The sequence below is a fragment of the Pseudonocardia sp. ZF1 genome (assembly GCF_056835605.1).
In genome coordinates, this window is sequence record NZ_JAJNBY010000001.1 from 48,890 (window position 1) to 69,297 (window position 20,408).

At 74.3% G+C, this 20,408-nt stretch carries 18 protein-coding genes and 1 tRNA gene; 11 read left to right on the plus strand and 8 right to left on the minus strand.

Annotated features, from left to right (window positions below):
- Positions 1-35: 35 nt before the first annotated feature.
- Complete coding sequence (locus ZF1_RS00245; protein WP_476653245.1) at positions 36-1,376, minus strand: DUF3662 and FHA domain-containing protein; 1,341 nt, start codon at positions 1,374-1,376, stop codon at positions 36-38.
- A gap of 263 nt (positions 1,377-1,639) precedes the next feature.
- Between ZF1_RS00245 and ZF1_RS00250 the strand changes: the two genes are divergently transcribed.
- Positions 1,640-1,725, plus strand: a tRNA-Leu gene (locus tag ZF1_RS00250).
- 139 nt (positions 1,726-1,864) lie between these two features.
- On the opposite strand, the gene ZF1_RS00255 is transcribed toward ZF1_RS00250, so the two are convergent.
- Entirely contained in the window at positions 1,865-2,491 is a 627-nt protein-coding gene (locus ZF1_RS00255) for a nucleoside/nucleotide kinase family protein (protein WP_476653247.1), read from the minus strand.
- Between the two features lie 51 nt (positions 2,492-2,542).
- Between ZF1_RS00255 and ZF1_RS00260 the strand changes: the two genes are divergently transcribed.
- Genes ZF1_RS00260 through ZF1_RS00280 form a run of 5 tightly spaced genes read left to right on the plus strand, consistent with a single transcriptional unit; the run spans position 2,543 to position 6,470 of the window.
- Positions 2,543-3,325 (plus strand): IclR family transcriptional regulator, encoded by a 783-nt coding sequence (locus ZF1_RS00260; protein ID WP_405420617.1) that lies wholly within the window; start codon positions 2,543-2,545, stop codon positions 3,323-3,325.
- 18 nt (positions 3,326-3,343) lie between these two features.
- Positions 3,344-4,123: an enoyl-CoA hydratase/isomerase family protein gene (locus ZF1_RS00265; protein WP_482636195.1), complete on the plus strand. Its 780-nt coding sequence runs from the start codon at positions 3,344-3,346 to the stop codon at positions 4,121-4,123.
- A 60-nt stretch (positions 4,124-4,183) separates the two neighbouring features.
- Positions 4,184-5,326 (plus strand): 5-methyltetrahydropteroyltriglutamate--homocysteine S-methyltransferase, encoded by a 1,143-nt coding sequence (locus ZF1_RS00270; RefSeq protein ID WP_251783283.1) that lies wholly within the window; start codon positions 4,184-4,186, stop codon positions 5,324-5,326.
- A gap of 17 nt (positions 5,327-5,343) precedes the next feature.
- Positions 5,344-5,685: a TfoX/Sxy family protein gene (locus tag ZF1_RS00275; RefSeq protein ID WP_161152569.1), complete on the plus strand. Its 342-nt coding sequence runs from the start codon at positions 5,344-5,346 to the stop codon at positions 5,683-5,685.
- Positions 5,686-5,717: 32 nt separating this feature from the next.
- A complete protein-coding gene (locus ZF1_RS00280) occupies positions 5,718-6,470 on the plus strand; it encodes a class I SAM-dependent methyltransferase (RefSeq protein ID WP_482636196.1) in 753 nt (250 codons plus the stop codon).
- A gap of 159 nt (positions 6,471-6,629) precedes the next feature.
- Here the strand turns inward: ZF1_RS00280 and ZF1_RS00285 are convergent, their stop codons facing one another.
- From ZF1_RS00285 to ZF1_RS00295, 3 genes are all read right to left on the minus strand, one after another.
- A complete protein-coding gene (locus tag ZF1_RS00285) occupies positions 6,630-7,334 on the minus strand; it encodes an iron-sulfur cluster assembly protein (protein WP_238589738.1) in 705 nt (234 codons plus the stop codon).
- A gap of 35 nt (positions 7,335-7,369) precedes the next feature.
- The gene (locus ZF1_RS00290) at positions 7,370-8,437 is read right to left on the minus strand and encodes an amidohydrolase family protein (protein WP_345647999.1); all 1,068 of its coding nucleotides are present in this window, start codon (positions 8,435-8,437) and stop codon (positions 7,370-7,372) included.
- A gap of 83 nt (positions 8,438-8,520) precedes the next feature.
- Entirely contained in the window at positions 8,521-9,549 is a 1,029-nt protein-coding gene (locus ZF1_RS00295; RefSeq protein WP_208820389.1) for an NAD(P)-dependent alcohol dehydrogenase, read from the minus strand.
- 188 nt (positions 9,550-9,737) lie between these two features.
- Here ZF1_RS00295 and ZF1_RS00300 point away from each other — a divergent pair, with 188 nt between their 5' ends.
- Genes ZF1_RS00300 through ZF1_RS00310 form a run of 3 tightly spaced genes read left to right on the plus strand, consistent with a single transcriptional unit; the run spans position 9,738 to position 12,305 of the window.
- The gene (locus ZF1_RS00300) at positions 9,738-10,193 is read left to right on the plus strand and encodes a DUF4442 domain-containing protein (protein WP_083474440.1); all 456 of its coding nucleotides are present in this window, start codon (positions 9,738-9,740) and stop codon (positions 10,191-10,193) included.
- A 26-nt stretch (positions 10,194-10,219) separates the two neighbouring features.
- Positions 10,220-10,879 (plus strand): NAD(P)H-binding protein, encoded by a 660-nt coding sequence (locus ZF1_RS00305; RefSeq protein ID WP_482636197.1) that lies wholly within the window; start codon positions 10,220-10,222, stop codon positions 10,877-10,879.
- A gap of 19 nt (positions 10,880-10,898) precedes the next feature.
- Positions 10,899-12,305, plus strand: a complete 1,407-nt coding sequence (locus ZF1_RS00310) for a dihydrolipoyl dehydrogenase family protein (protein ID WP_482636198.1) — start codon at positions 10,899-10,901, stop codon at positions 12,303-12,305.
- A 42-nt stretch (positions 12,306-12,347) separates the two neighbouring features.
- On the opposite strand, the gene ZF1_RS00315 is transcribed toward ZF1_RS00310, so the two are convergent.
- The gene (locus ZF1_RS00315; RefSeq protein ID WP_482636199.1) at positions 12,348-13,235 is read right to left on the minus strand and encodes a DUF6474 family protein; all 888 of its coding nucleotides are present in this window, start codon (positions 13,233-13,235) and stop codon (positions 12,348-12,350) included.
- 156 nt (positions 13,236-13,391) lie between these two features.
- Between ZF1_RS00315 and ZF1_RS00320 the strand changes: the two genes are divergently transcribed.
- Together ZF1_RS00320 and ZF1_RS00325 are read left to right on the plus strand one after the other, a co-directional pair.
- The gene (locus ZF1_RS00320; RefSeq protein WP_482636200.1) at positions 13,392-15,119 is read left to right on the plus strand and encodes a TM0106 family RecB-like putative nuclease; all 1,728 of its coding nucleotides are present in this window, start codon (positions 13,392-13,394) and stop codon (positions 15,117-15,119) included.
- A gap of 39 nt (positions 15,120-15,158) precedes the next feature.
- Entirely contained in the window at positions 15,159-16,967 is a 1,809-nt protein-coding gene (locus ZF1_RS00325) for a gamma-glutamyltransferase family protein (RefSeq protein ID WP_482636201.1), read from the plus strand.
- Positions 16,968-17,036: 69 nt separating this feature from the next.
- On the opposite strand, the gene ZF1_RS00330 is transcribed toward ZF1_RS00325, so the two are convergent.
- Entirely contained in the window at positions 17,037-19,847 is a 2,811-nt protein-coding gene (locus ZF1_RS00330) for an MFS transporter (protein ID WP_482636202.1), read from the minus strand.
- Between the two features lie 2 nt (positions 19,848-19,849).
- Positions 19,850-20,335: a MarR family winged helix-turn-helix transcriptional regulator gene (locus tag ZF1_RS00335; protein ID WP_178376572.1), complete on the minus strand. Its 486-nt coding sequence runs from the start codon at positions 20,333-20,335 to the stop codon at positions 19,850-19,852.
- Positions 20,336-20,408: the final 73 nt, after the last annotated feature.

Sequence of the window (20,408 nt, forward strand, 5' to 3'; positions counted from 1 at the left end):
CTGTCGCTGCGCGGACTCCGCTCCGCGGGTGTGGCTCAGCCCTGGGTGCGGAACACCAGGCTGGAGTGACCCACGCGGATCACGTCGCCGTCGGTCAGCTGGCAGGACTGCACCGGGGAGTTGTTCACCGTGGTGCCGTTGGTCGAGCCCAGGTCGTTCAGGGTCGCGACCTGGCCGTCCCAGGTGACCTCCAGGTGCCGGCGGGACACACCGGTGTCCGGGAGCCGGAACTGGGAGTCCTGGCCGCGGCCGATGACGTGGGTGCCCTCGGCCAGCTGGTAGTTGCGGTTCGACCCGTCGTCCAGGATCAGCATCGCGGTCAGCTGCGCCGGAGCGCCCCAGCCGCCCTGGCCGCCGTAACCCTGGCCGTCGTAGCCCTGGTCGTAGCCCTGGTCGTAGCCGCCCTGCTGGTAGCCGGGCTGGGCGTAGCCCTGCTGCTGGCCGTAGCCGCCGTCGTAGCCCTGCTCGTAGCCACCCTGCTGCGGGTAGCCGGGCTGGGCGTAGCCCTGGGGCTGGCCGTAGCCACCCTGCTGGGGCTGGCCGTAGCCGTCGTAGCCCTGCTCGTAGCCCTGCTGGGGGTAGCCACCCTGCTGCGGCTGGCCGTAGCCCTGCTGGCCGTACTGGTCGTAGCCGCCCTGCTGGGGCTGGCCGTAGCCGCCCTGCTGGCCGTAGCCCTGCTGCTGGCCGTACTGGTCGTAGCCGGGCTGTTGCTGGTCGTACCCGGGCTGCTGGCCGTAGCCCTGCTGGGGCTGGCCGTACTGGTCGTAGCCGGGCTGGCCGTAGCCGCCCTGCTGCTGCCCGTACTGGTCGTACCCGCCCTGCTGCTGGCCGTAGCCGCCCTGCTGCTCCTGGTCGTACCCCTGAGGCGCGTAGGTCTGCTGGCCGTACCCGCCGGGTGCGCCCCGGTCGTATCCGTACTGCCCGTTCTCCTCGGGGTGGCCCGGTTGCTGGCTCATGGGTGCTTCTCCTGCGGTGCGTGCTCGGTTGGCGGCCCGACGGGAAGCGTCGGGGTCGACAGCGGAGCGGGTGCGGAATTGTCCCGTGTGCAGCGCCTCGGAGCGCTCCAGAAAGACTACGACCTCACCGTAGGTGTCCCAGCCCTGGTCGGTGAGTTCCTTCGCCACGTGCGACGAGAGGGATCGGACGACCCCGTCCTCGTCGCCCGCCATCCGGTCGAGATCGCTGGGGCTGAGCAGAACGGTGTACCGGTTGGGCGCCAGCTGGCGACCTCCGGCGAGCTGCTCGACGTTGTCCTCGGCTTCCCTCAGCAGTGCCTGTGCGACTTCCTGTGGGACGACACTGCCCCCGAAGACCCGCGCGAAGGCGTCGCCCACGAACCCCTGAAGTCGGCGCTCGAAGCGGTCCACGCGGCCCAAAAGATCTCCTCCATCCGCATCGGCGTGTCGGTGATGTGCGACCGATCGTATCTGTGTTATCCGCCGGGCACGGCGGGGCCCGGCACGAGCGGGCGACCGGCCCCGCGGTGCCACCGACGTGCTCCCCTCCGATCTACCCGGCCCGGAGCCGCGGCGCATCCCGGTGCCCCACCCGCCACGACCCCCTCCAGCTGGTGATCGACGGGCAGGGGACCCCCCTGCGAACGGCTGCCGAGCGGGGTGCTAACTTTCTCGTGTCGCTCGGGCGAGTGGCGGAATGGCAGACGCGCACGGTTCAGGTCCGTGTGTCCGAAAGGACGTGAGGGTTCAACTCCCTCCTCGCCCACCATCTCCCCTCATCGGGGATTCTCCCCCTCCGGCGGTCACCACCGCCATCGCGAGATCGGTTCCGGGTGTAACCCGATCCGGTCTCGCTTGTCGTTTTCCCGGGCTCCGGCCACGCTCCGTGCCCGGACGCCGTGCGCCGATCAGGCGTCCCGCAGCGCCGGGCGGTCGGGATGGTCGGCCATCACGAGCACATCGGCGAACGAACCGGGGTCGCCCTCGCTCTCGTAGCGGGCGTACGCGGCGGCCGTCCAGGCGTCGTCGGGGGGCAGCATGCGGCGCAGCGCGGCCCCGCCGACGCGCAGGTGCACGGTCAGCTCGGCGGCCAGGCCCCGGCCCAGCAGCCGCCCGCCGGCGAGCAGCACCACCCCGTCCGGCCCGAGCGGCACCGGCTCGTCGCGGTAGGCACGGTCGCGCACCGTGTCGCGCAGCCGGGGCAGCACCAGGCCGCTGCCGCCGGGACCCATCGGGGCGAGGACCTCGCGGCGCAGCGCGGGCTCGTCGAGCCAGCCGTCGAGGAACATGTCCGGGTCGGTGCGGCCGAGCTCCAGGCGGACCGACGCCGGTCGCAGGAAGTCGTCGGCGTCCACCGCCAGGGCCGGTCGGCCGCCGGAGCGCAGCCGCTCCGCGACCGCCCGGGCCAGCTCCAGCGGGGCCGCGGGCGGGGCGCCGTCGACGAGCACGCGCACCCGCCCCGACCGCTCCCGGGCGCGTTCCGCCAGGTGTGCCGCGAGTCCCGCCCGGTCGACGGGCCGGAACGCCCCTGCCATGTCGTCCTCCCGGTCCTGGCGTGCCCTCGGTCCCGCAGCGACACTAGGCGGATGGTCGGCGACGGCGCGGGAGCGGTGCTGCGCCGAGCGCTGCGGGTCCTCGAGGCGGTCGCCGAGGCGGGTGACGGGGTCAGCGCCAAGGCCCTCGCCCGCCGCCTGGAGCTGCCGTTGCCGACGGCGTACCGGTTGCTGGGGACGCTCGTCGAGGAGGGCTACCTGGTCCGGCTGCACGCCGAGCGCGGGTACGGGCTGGGCTACCGCGTCGTCGGGCTGTACCGGGGGATGACCGACCCGATCGTGCCGCCCGCCCCGGCCCGGGAGGTGCTCGCCGAGCTGCACACCACGGCCCGCGCGGCGGTGGTGCTGGCCGTGCTGCGGTCCGACGACGTCGTCGTCGCCCACACCGAGACCTGTGCGGCGCACCCGGGGCCGGGCGCGGTGACCGGGGAGCCGCTGCCCGCGCACGCGACCGCGCCGGGCAAGGCACTGCTCGCCGGGCTGGACGCCGGACGGCTGGCCGACGTCCTCGGCGTCGGGCACGGGCCGCTGGCGCCGCTGACCCCGCACACCCTCACCGACCGGCGGCTGCTCGACCGCGACCTGCTGCGGGTCCGCTCGGCGGGGGTCGCGGTGGAGGTGGAGGAGCACGCCCGCGGCCGGGCCGGGCTCGCGGTCGCGGTGCCGCACCCGGGCGGCGGGTCCGCGCTGTCGGTCGTCGTCAGCCGGGCGGACTTCACCGGGCGCCGCTGGGAGCTCGAACGTGCGGTGCGCGAGGCCGCGGTGCCGCTGGCCCGGCACCTGGCCGCGGCGCCGGGGGTCGCCGCGTCCGGCTGAGCCCGCCAGGATGATCCGATGGCCGGCGGGGTGCGCTACGAACGCGACGGACACGTCGTGACGATCACCTACGACCGCCCGGAGAAGCGCAACGCGATCGACGGGGACATGCGGCGCGCGATCAACGCCGCCTGGGACCGCTTCCGCACCGACGAGGAGGCGTGGGTCGCGATCGTGACCGGCGAGGGGCCTGCGTTCTGTGCCGGGGCGGACACGCGCTCGACCACCGGCAACCCGGCGGGCGACTTCCCGGGCAGCTTCTTCGAGCGGCCGACGGTGAACTCGCTGGAGAGCGGCTGGGAGATCTTCAAGCCGATCGTCGCCGCGGTGAACGGACCCGCCGTCGGCTACGGCGTCACGCTGCTGACCTGGTGCGACTTCGTGATCGCCTCGGACCGCGCCACCTTCTCCTTCCCGGAGGCCCGGCTGGGCGTCCCGACGATCGTCGGTGCGCTGCGACTGCCCCGGATGATCGACCGGCAGTACGCGATGGAGCTGCTGCTCACCGGCGAGACGATCGACGCGCGGCGGGCGCACGAGATCGGCCTCGCCGGGTGGGTCGTGCCGCACGAGGAGCTGGGCGACGCCGCCCGGGACCTCGCCCGGCGGCTCACCGCGGGGGCGCCGCTGGCCCAGCGTGCGATCAAGGAGATGGCGGTGCGCGGGCCGGAGATGGGCACCACGGAGGCGATCCGCTTCGGCGAGACGCTGCGGAAGGTCGTCGCGACCACCGAGGACGCGGCGGAAGGTGCCGCCGCGGCCCGGGAGAAGCGGTCCCCGCACTGGCGCGCGCGATAGACCTTCCATTCTCCGGAAGTGACGTCGGCGGACATGCGGACACGGCGATACGTTCGCCCGATGCCGGAGAAGACAGTGGAGTCGCTCGTCCGCACCGTCCCGCCGTTCCGGGCCGACCACGTCGGTTCGCTGCTGCGGCCGCCCGCCCTGCTCGCCGCCCGGGAGCGGCACGCCGCGGGCGAGCTCGACGACGCGGGCCTGCGCGCGGCCGAGGACGCCGCGATCACCGACGTCGTCGCGCTGCAGGAGTCGGTCGGCCTGCGCTCGGCCACCGACGGCGAGTTCCGCCGCACCTCCTGGCACATGGACTTCATCTACGCCCTCGGCGGCGTCACGAAGACCTCCGGCCGGGTCGAGGTCGCGATGCGCAACGCGGCGGGCCAGAACAACTTCACCTCCGCCGGGATGGCCGTCGACAGCCGGGTGCACCTCGACGAACCCGTCTTCGCCTCGGCGTTCGAGTACCTGGCCGCGCAGGTCACCACGGCGACCCCGAAGCTCACGATCCCCTCGCCGAGCATGGTCTACGCCCGCGGCGGCCGGTCGGTCATCTCCGGCGAGGTCTACCCCGACGTCGAGGAGTTCTGGTCCGACCTGTCGACCGCCTACGCCGACCAGCTCCGCGCGATGTACGACCGCGGCTGCCGCTACCTGCAGCTCGACGACACCGCGCTGGCCTACCTGAACGACCCGGCGCACCGCGCGCAGCTGGCCGAGAAGGGTGACGACCCGGAGACCCAGCACCTGCGCTACATCCGCCAGATCAACGCCGCGATCGCCGACCGGCCGTCGGACATGTACGTCACCACGCACATGTGCCGGGGCAACTACCGGTCGTCGTGGGCCGCGGAGGGCGGCTACGACCACGTCGCCGAGGCGCTGTTCGGCACGCTGGGCGTCGACGGCTTCTTCTGCGAGTTCGACGACGAGCGCTCCGGTGGGTTCGCCCCGCTGCGGTTCGTCCCGAAGGGCAAGCAGGTGGTGCTCGGGCTGGTCACGACCAAGTCCGGGACGCTGGAGGACCCGGACGGGCTCAAGCGCCGGATCGACGAGGCGGCGCGGTACGTGCCGCTGGACCAGCTGTGCCTGTCGCCGCAGTGCGGGTTCTCCTCCACCGTCGAGGGCAACGAGCTCACCGTCGACGACCAGAAGCGCAAGCTGGAGCTGATCGTCTCGGTCGCCGAGGACGTCTGGGGCCGCTGAGGGCCATACTCGCCCGGGTGGCCTACGACGAGGGTCTCGCCGCCCGTCTGCGCAGCCTGCTCGCGGACCGGCCGGTGACCGAGAAGACGATGTTCGGCGGGCTCGCCTTCCTGGTCGACGGGCACATGGCCGTCGCCGCGAGCGGACGTGGCGGGCTGCTCGTGCGGGTGGCCGCGGACCGCTCCGCGGAGCTGCTGGAGCGCCCGCGGACCGAGCGGATGGTGATGGGCGGCCGCGAGATGACCGGCTGGCTGTGGGTGGCCGGCGAGCCCGACGTCGACGACCTCGACGGCCCGGAGCTCGCCGGCTGGGTCGCCGAGGCGGTCGCCGTCGTGGAGACACTCCCACCGAAGCGGTGACCGCGGCGCCGGGCCGGACTAGCGTCGGAGCCGTGAGCACCGCTGCCGCATCCCCGCTGTTCGACCGTGTCCTGGCGGGTGCCGGCCCGGGCTCGCGGCTGCTGGACGTCGGCTGCGGGGCGGGGCGGCTGCTCGCCGACGCGGCCGCCGCCGGGCTGGCCGTCACCGGCGTCGACACCGAACCCCGCGCGCTCGCCGCGGCGGAGCGGGCCGCGCCCGGGGCGGACCTGCGGGTCGCCGACGCCCACGAGCTGCCCTTCGCCGATGACGCGTTCGACCTGGTCACGCTGGTGCAGGTACTGGAGCACCTCCCGAACCCGGTGCTCGCGCTGCGCGGGGCGGGCCGGGTGTGCGCGCCGAGCGGCGCGGTGCGGGCCACGGTCTGGGGCACCCCCGACGAGTGCGACGCCGCCGTCATCGGCGCGGCGCTCGCCCCGCTCACCGGGGCCGCGCCCGCGCCTCCGCAGAACAACCCCGGGCCCGACCGCAGCGGCGTCGGTGCGCCCCCGCTGACCGATCCGCGGCGGTTGACCCGGCTGGCGGAGCTGGCCGGGCTCGTGGTGCGGGAGGTCGCCGTCGTCCGGGTCCCGGTGGTGCACCCCGACCCGGACGATCTCGTCGCCGGGGTGCTCGCGTCCGGGCCGGGGCGGCACGCGGCACGCCACGCCGGCCCCGCCGCCGTCCGCGCGGCCCTGCTGGACGCCCTGGCCCCGTTCGCGCACGGGGACGGCTACCGCCTCACCGACACCGTCCGCGTCCTGGACGCCGGTCCTCCCGCGCCCTGATTCGCGGTTCGCGCGCTGATCCGCGGTTCGCGCGTGCCGTGACACGCGCGGACTGCGGGGATGCGCGCGGACTCCGGATCAGCGCGCGGACTCGGGGCGTGCACACGTCCGGGCCGCGTCCCTCGGTGAGGGGCGCGGCCCGGAGGTGGCGTGCGGTGGTCAGCGGCCGGCGGTCGCCGCCGTCCGGCCGGTCTCGTAGCGGATCTTCAGCAGGCCCTTGCAGTACTCCCCGTTGGTCTCGATCCCGACCCGCTGCAACCGCGCGCGACGCAGGTGCAGCGGGACCTGCTCGACGGTCACCGCGGTGCCGTCGGAGTGGACCAGCAGCGGTGCGTCGTCGCCGGCGGGCAGGCCGATCGCCCTGCGGCGGGTCCGCATCCGGGTCAGCTCCTCGGTGTCGGCCTCGGTCCCGACCAGCTCGCCGAGCGTCAGCCCGGCCAGCTCGTCGGGTCCCCGGCCGGCGTCGACGAGCGGGCGGGCCACCCGGTCCTGGCCGGCCAGCGCGGCCTTGGCCAGGAACGTGTGCCGCAGCTCGTCGAGCTCGGCCGCGGCCTGCCCGTTGATCGAGCCCTCGAAGGACTTGACGAACCCGGCGTGCGCCGCGACCCCACCGTTGATCTCGTCGGAGGCGTGGTGGTCGGCCAGCGTCACCTCCGCCCTCGTCACTCCCGGTACCGCGGTCACCGCGTCGTAGGCGTCGGCGACCATCAGGAACGAGAAGTTCGGAGCGCAGAAGAACGTCGGCAGCCGGAGCCCGACGACGACCTCACCGGCGGGCGAGACCGACCACGACTCGACGAAGTCGAGCTCGGTGATCGGCTCGTCCAGCTCCGGGTCGAGCACCGTCCCCAGCGCGGACCACACGGCCTGCCGGAGCGGGCTCTCAGCAGGCCGCGGGGTCACGCCTGCGCCCCGGCCTTGTTGTCGACGAGCTCCTCGCCCGGGGCCATGGGCTCGTCGGCCGTGGTGTCGGGCAGCCGGCAGTCGGCCGGGACCTCCAGGTCGTAGAGCTTCGCCGCGTTGAGGCCGAGGATCTTCTTCTTCGACGCGGTGGTGAGGCGCGGGTAGTCGGCGAACTGGTCGTCGTCGGGCATCTGCCAGTCGACCAGGCCCTCGACCTGCCACTTCGGCGTCCAGATGTTGTAGTCGCTGCCGAAGGTCATCTTGTCCTCGCCGACCCAGAACAGCAGCTCGCCCATCACCTTGGCGAAGAACTTCGGGCGGGCGTGCATCAGGCCGCCGACGACGACCGACAGGCCGGCGTAGACGTTGGGCTCCTGCACCGCCATGAAGCAGAAGTCCTCGATGCGCGGCAGGCCGACGTGCTCGACGATGAAGTTCAGGCCCTGGAAGTCGGTGGCCGCGTGGTCGACGTCGGCGACGTCGAACGCGTCCTTGTCGAGCGGCCAGATCGTCGGGCCCTTGTGGACGTGGACGTTCTTGATGCCCAGCTCCTGGGCCCGCTCCAGGAAGCGGTAGCACTCCGGGTCGGTGAGCTTGAAGCCGCGGGAGCTGCCGTTCCACTCGGCGGTGTAGAGCTTCACGCCCTTGTGCTTGTACTTCGCGCAGTCCGCCTCGAACTGCTTCATGCCCTCGTCGCCGTCACGCGGGTCGAAGCGCCCGTTGACGATGATCCGGTCGCCCCACTTCTCCAGCAGCGCCGCGTTCTGGTCGGCGGTGTTGAAGCCGTTCTTGTACCACTCCTTGAGGTAGGTCGACTGGAAGACCACGTGGTCGACGTGGCCCTCGATGAAGACGTCGCGCTCGAAGTCGTCCTGCGAGACCTTGAGGTAGTGCTCCCAGTCCCAGTGGGTCTCGGGCGGGCCGAGCTGGTGGTAGCCGTAGAAGCAGTCGATCCAGCCCTTGGCGTACTGCTCGCGACCCTCGACCCAGTTCTCCCGGGAGGCGTCCCAGAAGTGGCTGTGGGAGTCGACGATGAAGTACTTCTCGCCGTCCTTCTCGTACATGTGGTTCCTCCTGCGTCAGCAGCTCTGCTGATCGGTGGTGGGTCAGGGAAAGAACGTTCGTCCTGTACGTACGTATGACTGAGTTACGGAACGAGGATCGCCCGGCCGCGGACCTTGCCCGCGTCCAGGTCGTGCAGGGCCTCCAGCGCCTGGTCGAGCTTGTACTGGACGGTGTGCAGCGTGACCTTCCCGGCCTGTGCCAGGACCATCAGCTCGGCGAGGTCGTTGTAGGTGCCGACGATGTTGCCGATGATGTTCTTCTCGCCGGCGACGAAGTCGAGCGTCGGAGCGCTGAGGTTGCCGCCGTAGCCGAGCACGAAGTTGTAGCCGGCCGGGCCGGTCATCGCCCAGGCGTCGTTCTCCGCGCCCTGCTCGGCGACGAAGTCGAAGACCACCGTGGCGCCGCCGCCGGTGAGCTCCTGGACGGCCTCGACCTGGTTCCCGTCGGCGACGACGGTCTCCTCCGCGCCGATCTGCTTCGCCAGCTCGAGCGCGTCCGGGTTCTTGTCGACGACGATGATCTTGGTGGCGGTGAGCGCGGCGAGCGCCTGGATGCCGATGTGGCCGAGCCCGCCCGCACCCTGCACGACCGCGGTGGTGCCCGGGTACAGGAACGGGACCGCCTTGCGGACCGCGTGGTAGGCGGTGATGCCCGCGTCGGCGAGCGCGGCGACGTCGGCCGGGTTGGTGTCCGGGTTCAGCTTCACGCAGGACCGCGCGGTGGTGCGCAGGTACTCGGCCATGCCGCCGTCGTTGTTCGACAGGCCGGGGAAGAACGCGTCCCCGGTGCACTGCATGTCGCGCCCGTAGCGGCACATGGTGCACAGCCCGCACGACGGCTGCGGGTGCAGGATGACGGTGTCGCCGACCCGCACGTTCGTGACGCCGTCGCCGACCGCGTGCACCCAGCCCGCGTTCTCGTGGCCGATCACGTACGGCAGGTCGGGGTTCTGGATGTCGGCCCAGTCCCCGTCGATGATGTGGAGGTCGGTGCGGCACACGCCGGCACCGCCGATCTTGACGATGACGTCGAGCGGACCCTGGATCGTCGGTTCCGGGATGTCGTCGATCCGGGGGTCCTGCTTGTACGCGTGCACCCGCACGGCCTTCACTGGCGGTACCTCCGAGCCTCGGACGCGCGGCGTTGCGCATCGTGGTGGTGGGACTTGGTGTGCCTGCTGTCACACCGATCTCAACCCCGTTGTGCACGACGGACAAGGGGGTTCGTTCTCGCACAGCGAGAATCGTGAGGAACCGGGCGTCGCTTTCCTCGGAGGTTACCGACGAGTAGGGTCGGGCCATGGCTGATGACGCGAGCTGGGTGGCCGACGCGATGACGCAGGCGGTGCCGTGGGTGGGCACCGCCGGGATCACCTTCGGATCGATCACGACCGACCGGGTCGAGGCGTTCCTCCCCGACCGGTCCGACCAGCACAACCACGTCGGCGGGCCGCACGCCGCGGTCATGTTCGGACTGGGCGAGACCGCGTCCGGCGCGGTCGGCCTGGCCGCGTTCGCCTCGGCCGGGGACCGGGCCGTGCCGCTGGTCGTCCGGTCCGAGATCCGCTACCTCAAGCTCGCCAAGGGAGACCTCCGCGCCGAGGCGGTGCTGACCCGTCCGGCCGGTGAGGTGCTCGCCGAGCTCGACGCCGGGACGCGCCCGGAGTTCACCGTCGACGTCACCATCACCGACGCCCAGGGTGTGCAGACCGGGGCCATGACGATCGTCTGGACGCTCAAGCCGAACAGGCGGTGAGCAGCCGTCCGGCCTAGCGTGGCCGCATGGACGTGGTGATCGCCGGAGGACACGGACAGATCGCGCTGCGACTGTCCACACTGCTCACGGGGCAGGGACACACGGTGCGCTCGATCGTGCGCAACCCCGACCACATCGACGACGTGGCGGCCACCGGGGCGAGCCCCGTCGTGGCGGACCTGGAGAAGATCTCCGCGACGGACCTCGCGGGGCACCTGACCGGCGCCGACGCCGTCGTCTTCGCGGCGGGGGCCGGGCCGGACAGCGGGGTGGAGCGCAAGGAGACCGTCGACCGGGACGGCGCCACCCTGCTCGCCGACGCGGCCGCCGGGGCGGGCGTCCGCCGCTACCTGCTGGTCTCCTCACCCGGGGTCGACGCCGAGCCCGACCCCGAACGCGGCGAGGTGTGGGCCGCCTACATCCGCGCGAAGAAGGCCGCCGAGGACGCGATCCGCGCCGACACGCGCCTCGACGCGACGATCCTGCGGCCCGGGAGGCTCACGAACGACCCGGGCACCGGGCGCGTCACCCTGGCCCCGCCGCCGGTGGAGTACGGCGAGGTGACCCGCGACGACTCCGCCGCGGCCGTCGCCGCGCTGCTGGCCGCGCCGGGCACCGCGGGCACGACGCTGGAGCTGCGCGGCGGCGACACCGAGCTGGGTGACGCGGTCGCGGCCCTGGGGTGAGTGCGGAAGGGTCGGCCCCATGAGCGAGCAGAGCTACGACGTCGTCGTGATCGGGGCGGGCCCGGTCGGTGAGAACGCCGCGGGCTACGCGGTGGACGCCGGCCTGTCCGCGGTGCTGGTGGAGGCCGAGCTCCTCGGCGGGGAGTGCTCGTACTGGGCGTGCATCCCGTCGAAGGCGTTGCTGCGCACCCCGCAGGCCGTCGCCGACGCCCGGCGGCTGCCCGGCGTGCGGGCCGAGTTCGACCCGGCGAAGGTCTTCGAACGCCGCACGACGTTCACCTCCGACTGGGACGACAGCGGCCAGGTGCGGTGGGCCGAGGGCGCCGGCGCCGCCGTGCTGCGCGGCCGGGGCCGGCTGGCCGGGGAGAAGCGCGTCGTCGTGACCGCGGCCGACGGCACCGAGACCGTGGTGACCGCGCGCCACGCCGTCGTCGTCGCGACCGGCAGCGTGCCGGTCGTCCCGCACGTCGCGGGGCTGGACACGGTCGAGTACTGGGGCTCGCGCGAGGCGACCTCGGCGCGGGAGGTCCCGCGCCGGCTCGGCGTGCTCGGCGGCGGCGTCGTCGGCTGCGAGATGGCGCTGGCCCACGCCCGGCTGGGCGCGCAGGTCACGTTGTTCAACCACGGCGACCGGGTGCTGCCGGGCGCGGAGCCGCAGGCCTCCGAGCGGGTCGCGGCCGGGCTGCGGGAGGCCGGCGTCGACGTGCGGCTGGGTACCGGCCTGGACGAGGTGCGCCGGAACGGGGACGCGACGGTGCTGGTCGGCGGTGGGGACGAGGTCGAGGTGGACCGGCTGCTCGTCGCGACCGGGCGCCGTCCGGCCACCGACGGGCTCGACCTCGGCTCGGCCGGGGTGGGCCCCGGGCGGCGCGGCGAGATCGTCGTCGACGACTCGGGGCTCGCCGCGGGGGACTGGCTCTACGCCGTCGGCGACGTCAACGGGCGGGCCCCGCTCACCCACCAGGGCAAGTACCAGGCCCGGATCGCCGCGCACGCGATCGCCGCGCGCGCCGCGGGCCGCCCGCTCGACGACAACCCCTGGGGCGAGGACGCGGCGACCGCCGACCACCACGCGGTGCCCCAGGTCGTGTTCACCGACCCCGAGGTCGCCTGGGTGGGCCGGACCGCCGCGACCGCCCGCGCCGAGGGGCTCGACGTGCGGGTGGTCGACATGGACATCGCCGTCGCCGGGTCCTCGCTCACCGCGGACGACTGGTCCGGCCGGGTGGTCGCCGTCGTCGACCCGCGGCGCGAGGTGCTGCTCGGGGTCACGTTCGTCGGGCCCGGGGTCGCCGAGCTGCTGCACGCGGCGACGGTCGCCGTGGTCGGTGAGGTGCCGCTGGCCCGGCTGTGGCACGCCGTGCCCGCGTTCCCCACCATCAGCGAGGTGTGGCTGCGGCTGTTGGAGACGTACCGCGCGGGCTGAACGTCGCCGTGGGCCCGGCCGGAGCCGGGCCCACGGAACGGGTCAGGAGCGGACGCCCAGGTGGTCGAGCAGGCGGACCTCGATGCGGTCCAGGTCGGCGGACACCGTGCGGTACGCGGCCTTGCGGCGGGCGGACGGCATGTTCTCCGCGGCCCGGACGGCGGCGGCGAGGTCGTGCAGCCGCGGCTCGGTCTCGTCGGCGAACCGCTTCGCGGCCTGGTCCCGCTCGACGGTCCCGTCCTCGCGCAGCTCGGTGATGGTGCGCGCGATCCGGGACAGCCGTGCGTGCAGCCGTCCGCCGGGGCCGGAGTAACCGCCCAGCTCGTCCGGGGACACGCCGAGTCGGCGGGACCGGTGGTCGTCGAGGCGGTGGCGCAGCGACCCGGCCGCGGCCATCGCGTACGGCGCCAGCAGCGGCGCGACGATCTTCGCCACGCCCAGGTACCGCTGGACCTTCTTGGCGTTCCACTCGCGGGCGGCGCGGTCCCGCTCGGCCTGCTTGGCGGCCAGGTTCTCGCTCTTGAGCCTGCCCTTCTCCGCGGCGCGCGCGGCCTTCGCCTCGGCCTTGCGGGCGCCGGCGTCGGCCTTCGCCGCCGCCTTGGCGACCTTCCGGTCGGCCGAGCGGGCCTTGAGGTCGGCCGAGCTCAGCAGGCTGTTCGCGGTGGCGGTGCCCTCGCCGACGGCGCGACGCGTGCTGCGCGCGGCCCGGCGGCCGGCCTTCTCCGCCCGCCGCGACGCCGCCTCGGCCTTCTTCCGGGCCTTCACCGCGCGCTGGTGCAGCTTCTCGGCGGCCTTGTCGGCGGTCTCGCGGGTGTACTCGAGGGTCTGGACCGTGGCCGACTGCACCCGTTCCGACGCATCGACCGCCGCCTCCCTGGTCGCCGCCGCGGCGCGCTCGCCCGCGCTCGGCTTCCTGCGCAGCAGTCCCATGTCGTGTCCTCCCGGGTCGGCTCGGCAGATGATCGCCGTGTCGACGCAGCCTAGGGCCCCGCCCACCGCACGCGCAGGACCGACACCACCCGGGTGGGGGAACGGGGCTTCACGCGGATCCGTTCCTGTCGGGGGTGGTCTCTACCCTCGGGAGCCGTGAGCACCTCGACCGGACCGCGTACCGCACCCCGTGTCCTGCTGGACGCGGCGGCGCTGAGCGGGTGCCGCCGCCGGGTGCACCTGGACCACGACCCGTCGGCGGCGGAGCGGCCGCGGGCGCTCCCGGACCCGGCGATCGAGCAGCGCCGGGCCGACGCGGCGGCGCACCGAGTGCGGATCGGCGAGCTGCTCGCGCGCACCTGGGGGGCGGACTGGGCGAGCACCTGGCCGGACGGCGCGGCCGGGCCGACCGGGACCGGCGCCGGTCCGCGGGCGGCTCGGGCGGAGCGCACGGCCGAGCTCGTCGCGGCCGGTGCACCGCTGGTCTGGGGTGCGGTACTGCCCGTCGACGGCGACCGGCGCGGCACCGCGGAGCTGCTCGTGCGCACGCCCACCGGGGGCTACGTCCCGCTGCTCGTCGTGCGCCGCCGGATCACCGATCCGGGCGAGGGCGCGCGCACCACCGCCGTCACCGACCCGTGGCCGCAGCGTGCCCGGCACGACCCGGACCGCAAGGTCCGCTCCCAGCCGCGCGACCTGTTGGCCCTGGCCCAGCTGACCCGGCTGCTGGAGGCCGCGGGCTGGGCGCCGCCGGAGTCGGCCCCGCGGCTCGGCGGGGTGATCGGGCTCGACGCCGACGTGGTCGTCTGGCACGACCTGCGGGCCGGGCACTGGCCCGGCGGGCGGTCCACGCTGGAGGAATACGACGCGCGGTTCACCGACCGGGCCGCCGTCGCCCGGGCCGCGGCGACCGGCGGGCCCGCGCTCGCGGCGCCGTCGCGGATCACCGAATGCCGCCGCTGCCCCTGGTGGCCGACGTGCGAGGCCGAGCTGGAGCAGGTCGACGACGTCAGCCTGGTCGCCCACGGCGAGACGGCGCGGCTGCTGCGGGAGTCGGGCGTCGCGACCGTCGCGGGGCTGGCGGGGCTGGACCCGGCGGACCCGCCCGCCGAGCTGACCGGCACCCTGCCCGGGCCGCCGTTCACCGACCTCGTGGCGCTGGCCCGCGCGCGCCGCCGGGGACTCGCCGTCGCCCGCCGGGTGCCGCGGGTGCCGGTCACGCGCGCCGACGTCGAGGTCGACGTCGACATGGAGAGCTTCGGCGAGTCCGGGGCCTACCTGTGGGGTGCGCTGCTGACGCTGCCCGGCGGTGCGCGTGACGGGGACCCGGAGCCCGGCTACCGGGCGTTCGCGACCTGGGACCCGCTGCCCACCCGCGACGAGGGGCGCTCGTTCGGGGAGTTCTGGACGTGGTTCGCGGGCCTGCGCGCCGCCACGCTCGCGTCGGGGCGCACGTTCGCCGCCTACTGCTACAACGAGCAGGCCGAGAACCGCTGGATGATCGCCTCGGCGCAGCGGTTCGCCGGGATGCCCGGGGTACCGACCGAGGCCGAGGTGCGCGCGTTCGTCGCGGACCCGTGCTGGGTGGACCTCTACGGCGTGGTCTCCACCTGGTTCCTGTGCTCGCAGGGCAAGGGGCTGAAGAAGATCGCTCCCGCCGCCGGGTTCTCCTGGCGGGACCCGGAGGCGGGTGGGGAGAACTCCATGCGCTGGTATCGCGACGCCGTCGCGCTCGACGGCGGCGAGCCCGACCCGGTCCAGCGGGAGCGGCTGCTGGGCTACAACACCGACGACGTGCTGGCCACCCACGCGCTGCGCGAGTGGATGTCCTCGGACCGGGTGCTGGAGGTCCCGCTGGTGAGCGAGCTGCGCGACCTCGCCTGAGGTCCGCGGGTCACACGCGAGCGTGTGAGGATCCGGGTCGTGGCACCCAGAGGACACGACCGGATCGGGCCGCACGGCGCGGTCAGCAGCACCCACCATCTCGGCACCGCCGCCGCGGCCACGGTGCTGGCGCGGGGCGGGAACGCCTTCGACGCCGCCGTCGCCTGCGGGTTCGTGCTGCAGGTGGTCGAGCCGCACCTGTGCGGGCCCGGAGGTGAGCTGCCCGCCGTGTTCGTCACCGCGGCCGACCCCGTCCCGCGGGTGCTGTGCGCCCAGGGCGTGGCACCGGCCGCCGCGACGGCCGACCGGCTGCGCGACCTGGGCCTCACGATCGTCCCCGGCACCGGCCTGCTCCCGGCGACGGTCCCCGGGGCCTGGGAGGGCTGGCTGACCCTGCTCCGCGATCACGGCACCTGGGAGCTCGCCGATGTCCTCGCACCGGCGCTCGGCTACGCCGCGGGCGGGTTCCCGCTGGTCCCGCGGGTGCCCGCGGCCATCGGCACGGTCGCCGACCACTTCCGCACGCACTGGCCGTCGTCGGCGGCGACCTGGCTGCGCGACGGTCGGGTCCCCGCCGCGGGCGAGCTGGTGCGGCTGCCCGCGCTGGCCGCGACCTGGCGCCGGCTGCTCGACGAGGCCGTCGGCCCGAGCCGGGAGGAGCGGATCGACGCCGCCCGCGACGCCTGGTACCGCGGGTTCGTCGCCGAGGAGATCGGCCGGTTCGCCGCGACCCCGGTCCGGGACGAGACCGGGCGCGACCACACCGGTCTGCTCACCGCCGACGACCTGGCCGGCTGGTCGGCGCACTACGAGGACGCGCTCGTCGCCGACGCCGGGACCGGCTGGTCGGTCGCGAAGTGCGGCCCGTGGTCGCAGGGACCGGTCCTGCTGCAGCAGCTGCGGCTGCTGGCGGGCCTGGACCTGGAGCTGCCCGGCGGTGTCGCGACCCTCGACACGGTGCACGCCGCCGCCGAGGCCGCGAAGCTCGCCTTCGCCGACCGGGAGGCCTGGTACGGCGACGGCGCGACCCCCGACCTGCTCGCCGACCTGCTCTCCGACGCCTACACCGACGACCGGCGGGGCCTGATCGGCCCGGCCTCGGACGGCGGGCTGCGACCCGGCGCGCCGGGCGGACGCACGCCGCGGATCGGGGACTACGCGGCGACCCCGGGCGCCGGGCGCGGCTCCGGGACGGAGGGGCCGGGCACCGGCGAGCCGACGGTGTCGCGGGACGGCGTCGCCCGCGGGGACACGGTGCACGTCGACGTCGTCGACGCCGCCGGGAACATGATCTCGGTGACGCCGTCGGGGGGCTGGCTGCAGTCGTCACCGACGATCCCGGCGCTGGGCTTCTGTCTCGGCACCCGCGGCCAGATGTTCTGGCTGGAGGAGGGGCTCGCGAGCACGCTGGCGCCCGGGCGGATGCCGCGCACGACGCTGTCGCCGTCGCTGGCGCTGCGCGACGGCGAGCCCGCGCTCGCCTTCGGGACGCCCGGTGGGGACCAGCAGGACCAGTGGCAGCTCGCCTTCCTGCTCGCACTGATGCACGGCGGGCTGGACCTGCAGGCCGCGATCGACGCGCCGACCTGGCACTCGACGGCGTTCCCCGCGTCCTTCGCGCCGCGCGGCTGGGAGCCGCACGGGCTCGTCGTCGAGTCGCGGCTCGGGGCCGGCACCCTCGCCGGTCTGACCCGTCGCGGGCACGTCGTGGAGGACGCGGGTGCCTGGGCCCTGGGCCGGATGTGCGCGGTCGGGACCGGGGTCGCCGTCCCGGGCGGCGGCGGGCGGGGGACGCTGCACGCCGCGGTCGACCCGCGGTCGGGGGTGGGCGCGGCGATCGCGCTGTAGACGCCGAACGCCCCGGCCCTCCCGTGACGGGGGAGCCGGGACGTTCCACGTGGAACACGGACGGGTGGGTCAGCGGTGCGCCTCGCCCCGCAGACCCTGCTCGCCCTCCCGGACGTGCCGGCCGTTCTGCAGCCCGTTGCCGTCGACCGTCGGGGACGCGGCGCCGTTCCTGGACGCCTGCCCGTCGAGCGGGAGCGGGAACTCCACGTCGGAGTGGGTCACCCGGCCCGGCTCGAGAGCGACCACGTTCGCGACCGGGGCGTAGCCGCTGGTCGCGAGGGTGTAGCTGCCCGCGGGCAGGCCCTCGAACGCGAAGGTCCCGTCCGGGCCGGACAGCCGCGACCCGACGACGGCGCCCTCGGCGTCGATCAGCGTGGCCAGTGCGTGCGCCACCGGGTGCCCGTCGGGCGCCGCGGTGACCCGGCCGGTGAGCCGGGAGCGCTGCGGCAGCCGCAGGTCCTGGACCGCCGTGCCGGAGCCGGGCACCTCGACGCCGACCGCCACCGGGTCGACGCCCTCGCCGGCGGCGGTGAGCGTGTAGCGCCCGGCCGGGACGCCGTCGAGCGCCCAGCGGCCGCCCTCACCGGACCGGCCTGCCGCGGCGACGTCGCCGCCGTGGTCGATCAGCGAGACGGTGACCCCGGGCAGCGGCGTGCCCGCGGCGTCGAGCACGGTGCCGCGGATGCCGCTGCTGACCGACAGCCGCACGTCGTGGCGGACCGGATCGGTGCCGACCGAGACCGTGGCGGCGTGCGGCGGCAGCGCCGCCGAGGCCGCCACCACCAGGAAACGTCCGGGCTGGTCGACGGCGATGCGGTAGTGGCCGTCGTCGTCGGTCGTGGTGCGACCGACCTGGTCGCCGGACAGCCGGGTGACGGTGACGACCGCCCCGGGGACCGGCGCGCCGGCGCCGCCCTGGACCCGTCCGGTGACGGCCGGGCCGTCGTCGCCCGCGGAGTGCAGGTGGTCCAGGCCCGCGGCCGCGGCGGCGTCACCGACGGTGCCGTTGTGCGGCCGCGACTGGGGCTTCGGCCGGGGCGCCGGGTGCGGCGGCTCCTGCCGGGCGACGACGGGCAGCGGCGTGGTGGGCGGCGCGATGTCCGCTCCGCGCCCGCCGTCGACCCGTCCGGCCGGGGCGGGGGCCGGGGCGACCGTCCCGAGCGCCTCGGTCGGGACCGACGCGGCGGCGGCACCCTCGCCCGCGGCCTCGGCCCGGGCGGCCTGCGCACCGGACATGGTGCGCAGCGGCAGCTCCTTGACGAACAGCACCAGGACGAAGGCCACCGCGATCACGCAGGCCGCGATGAGGAACGCCAGCGTCATCGCGCTGGTGAAGCCCTCCTGGAACGGTGCGGCCAGCCGCGGGTCGATCCGCTGCAGGAACGAGGAGTCGGCCAGCACCGAGGTGGACAGGCCGCCGGCCTGACCGGACTGCAGCGCCCCGACGACCTGCGCGTTGGCCGGGTCGGCCGCGACGGCGGGGTCGGTCAGCGCGGCCCGGAAGGAGCTCGTGCCGAGCGCGGCGCGGATGGCGTCGGCGATCTTGTCGCCGGCGGTGGAGAACACCACCGACAGGAAGATCGCGGTGCCCAGCGTGCCGCCCATCTGCCGGAAGAACGTCACCGAGGAGGTGGTGACACCCATGTCGCGGGCGGGCATCGCGTTCTGCACGGCGAGCACGAGGGTCTGCATGCACAGACCCAGGCCGAGACCCAGCAGGGCCATGGTCAGGTCGAGCTGCCAGATCGGGATCGACGGCGTGACGGTCTGCCACAGCAGCACCATCGCGATCGTGATGAACGCGGTGCCGATCACCGGGAAGATCTTGTAGCGGCCGGTGCGCGAGGTCAGCTGGCCGGAGAGGATCGATGCGACCATGATCCCGCCGACCAGCGGCAGCATCATGAAGCCGGCCTCGATGGGCGTCGCGCCGTGCACGATCTGCAGGAACTGCGGCAGCAGCGCGATGCCGCCGAACATCGCCATACCGATGAGCAGGTTGAGCACCGCGGACAGCGAGAAGATGCCGGTGCGGAACAGCCGCAGCGGCAGCAGCGCGGCGTCGCCGTAGGCACGCTCGGCCAGCAGGAACAGCAGCAGGCCGACACCACCGATGACATAGCAGACGATCGACGAGGTGGAACCCCAGCCCCACTCGCGGCCCTGCTCGGCGACGATCAGCAGCGGCACCAGGCACAGCGCCAGCGCCAGCGCGCCGGGCCAGTCGATCCGTGCGGGCCGCGGGACGTGCGGGATGTTCAGCACCCGCTGGACGACGACCAGCGCGACGAGCCCGATGGGCACGTTGACCAGGAAGATCCAGCGCCACCCGTCGATGCCGACGATGGTGTCCACACCGGACAGCAGGCCGCCGATGACCGGGCCGATCACGCTCGAGGTGCCGAACACGGCCAGGAAGAAGCCCTGGTACCGGGCACGTTCGCGCGGCGGCACGATGTCGCCGAGGATCGTCAGCGCCAGCGACATCAGGCCGCCGGCGCCGAGGCCCTGCAGCGCGCGGAACGCGGCCAGGGAGTACATCGACCAGGCCAGGGTGCAGGCCACGGATCCGATCAGGAAGATCGTGATCGCGGTCATGAACAGCGGCTTGCGGCCGAAGATGTCGGAGAGCTTGCCGTACAGCGGCGTGGTGATGGTGCTGGTGATGAGGAAGGCCGTCGTCGCCCACGCCTGCAGGTTGAGGCCCGACAGGTCGTCGGCGATGGTGCGGATCGCGGTCGAGACGACCGTCTGGTCCAGGGCGGCCAGGAACATGCCCAGCATCAGTCCACCCAGGACGGTCAGGATCTGCCGGTGCGTCAGCTCGCCGTCGCCGGAGGTGGCGGCGGGGCGCTGCGCACTGGCGGCAGCGGTGGACATTCTCAGGACTCCTGTGCTTCGAAGGTCTGGTAGTCGTCGAGGAAGCGGCCGAGCAGGCCGGTGAGGGCCTGCCGGTCGTCGGGGCTCCACGCGGCCAGCACGGTGGCGATGACGTGCGCGCGACGGCGTCGCTCGGTCTCGATCACGCGGACGCCCTCGTCCGTCGCGGCGAGGAGGGAGGCGCGTCCGTCGCCGGGGTCGGCGCGCCGCTCGATGAGACCCGCCTTGACCAGGCCGGACACCTGACGGCTGATCGTGGAGGGGTCGGAGTGGAAGGTGGCGGCGACCTCGCCGGCCCGTTGCGGGCCGCCGAAGTGGAGATGGGCCAGCACGTGGTACGCGGCCATGTCGACGATCATCTCGGGGCGGTGCCGTTCACCGGACCGCTTCACCTGGCGGACCAGCAGGAACAGCTCCCGGACGATCGAGTCGGCGAGCTCCAGGTCGGCGTCGGCGGGCTCGGCGGTGGCAGCCTGAGCGGTGCTCATCGCGGACCCCCTCTCGGTAGTGCATGTATCACGCAACTAGTTGACTCGCGCAAGCATGCGCCGATGCGTTGCG

Excerpts from the sequence above, each read along its gene's own strand:
- ZF1_RS00255 (WP_476653247.1), bottom strand. The coding sequence starts at position 2,491 with ATGGCAGGGGCGTTCCGGCCCGTCGACCGGGCGGGACTCGCGGCACAC.
- ZF1_RS00310 (WP_482636198.1), top strand. The coding sequence starts at position 10,899 with ATGAGCGAGCAGAGCTACGACGTCGTCGTGATCGGGGCGGGCCCGGTC.
- ZF1_RS00270 (WP_251783283.1), top strand. The coding sequence starts at position 4,184 with ATGCCGGAGAAGACAGTGGAGTCGCTCGTCCGCACCGTCCCGCCGTTC.
- ZF1_RS00330 (WP_482636202.1), bottom strand. The coding sequence starts at position 19,847 with ATGTCCACCGCTGCCGCCAGTGCGCAGCGCCCCGCCGCCACCTCCGGC.
- ZF1_RS00300 (WP_083474440.1), top strand. The coding sequence starts at position 9,738 with ATGGCTGATGACGCGAGCTGGGTGGCCGACGCGATGACGCAGGCGGTG.
- ZF1_RS00305 (WP_482636197.1), top strand. The coding sequence starts at position 10,220 with ATGGACGTGGTGATCGCCGGAGGACACGGACAGATCGCGCTGCGACTG.
- ZF1_RS00315 (WP_482636199.1), bottom strand. The coding sequence starts at position 13,235 with ATGGGACTGCTGCGCAGGAAGCCGAGCGCGGGCGAGCGCGCCGCGGCG.
- ZF1_RS00265 (WP_482636195.1), top strand. The coding sequence starts at position 3,344 with ATGGCCGGCGGGGTGCGCTACGAACGCGACGGACACGTCGTGACGATC.
- ZF1_RS00335 (WP_178376572.1), bottom strand. The coding sequence starts at position 20,335 with ATGAGCACCGCTCAGGCTGCCACCGCCGAGCCCGCCGACGCCGACCTG.
- ZF1_RS00290 (WP_345647999.1), bottom strand. The coding sequence starts at position 8,437 with ATGTACGAGAAGGACGGCGAGAAGTACTTCATCGTCGACTCCCACAGC.
- ZF1_RS00260 (WP_405420617.1), top strand. The coding sequence starts at position 2,543 with ATGGTCGGCGACGGCGCGGGAGCGGTGCTGCGCCGAGCGCTGCGGGTC.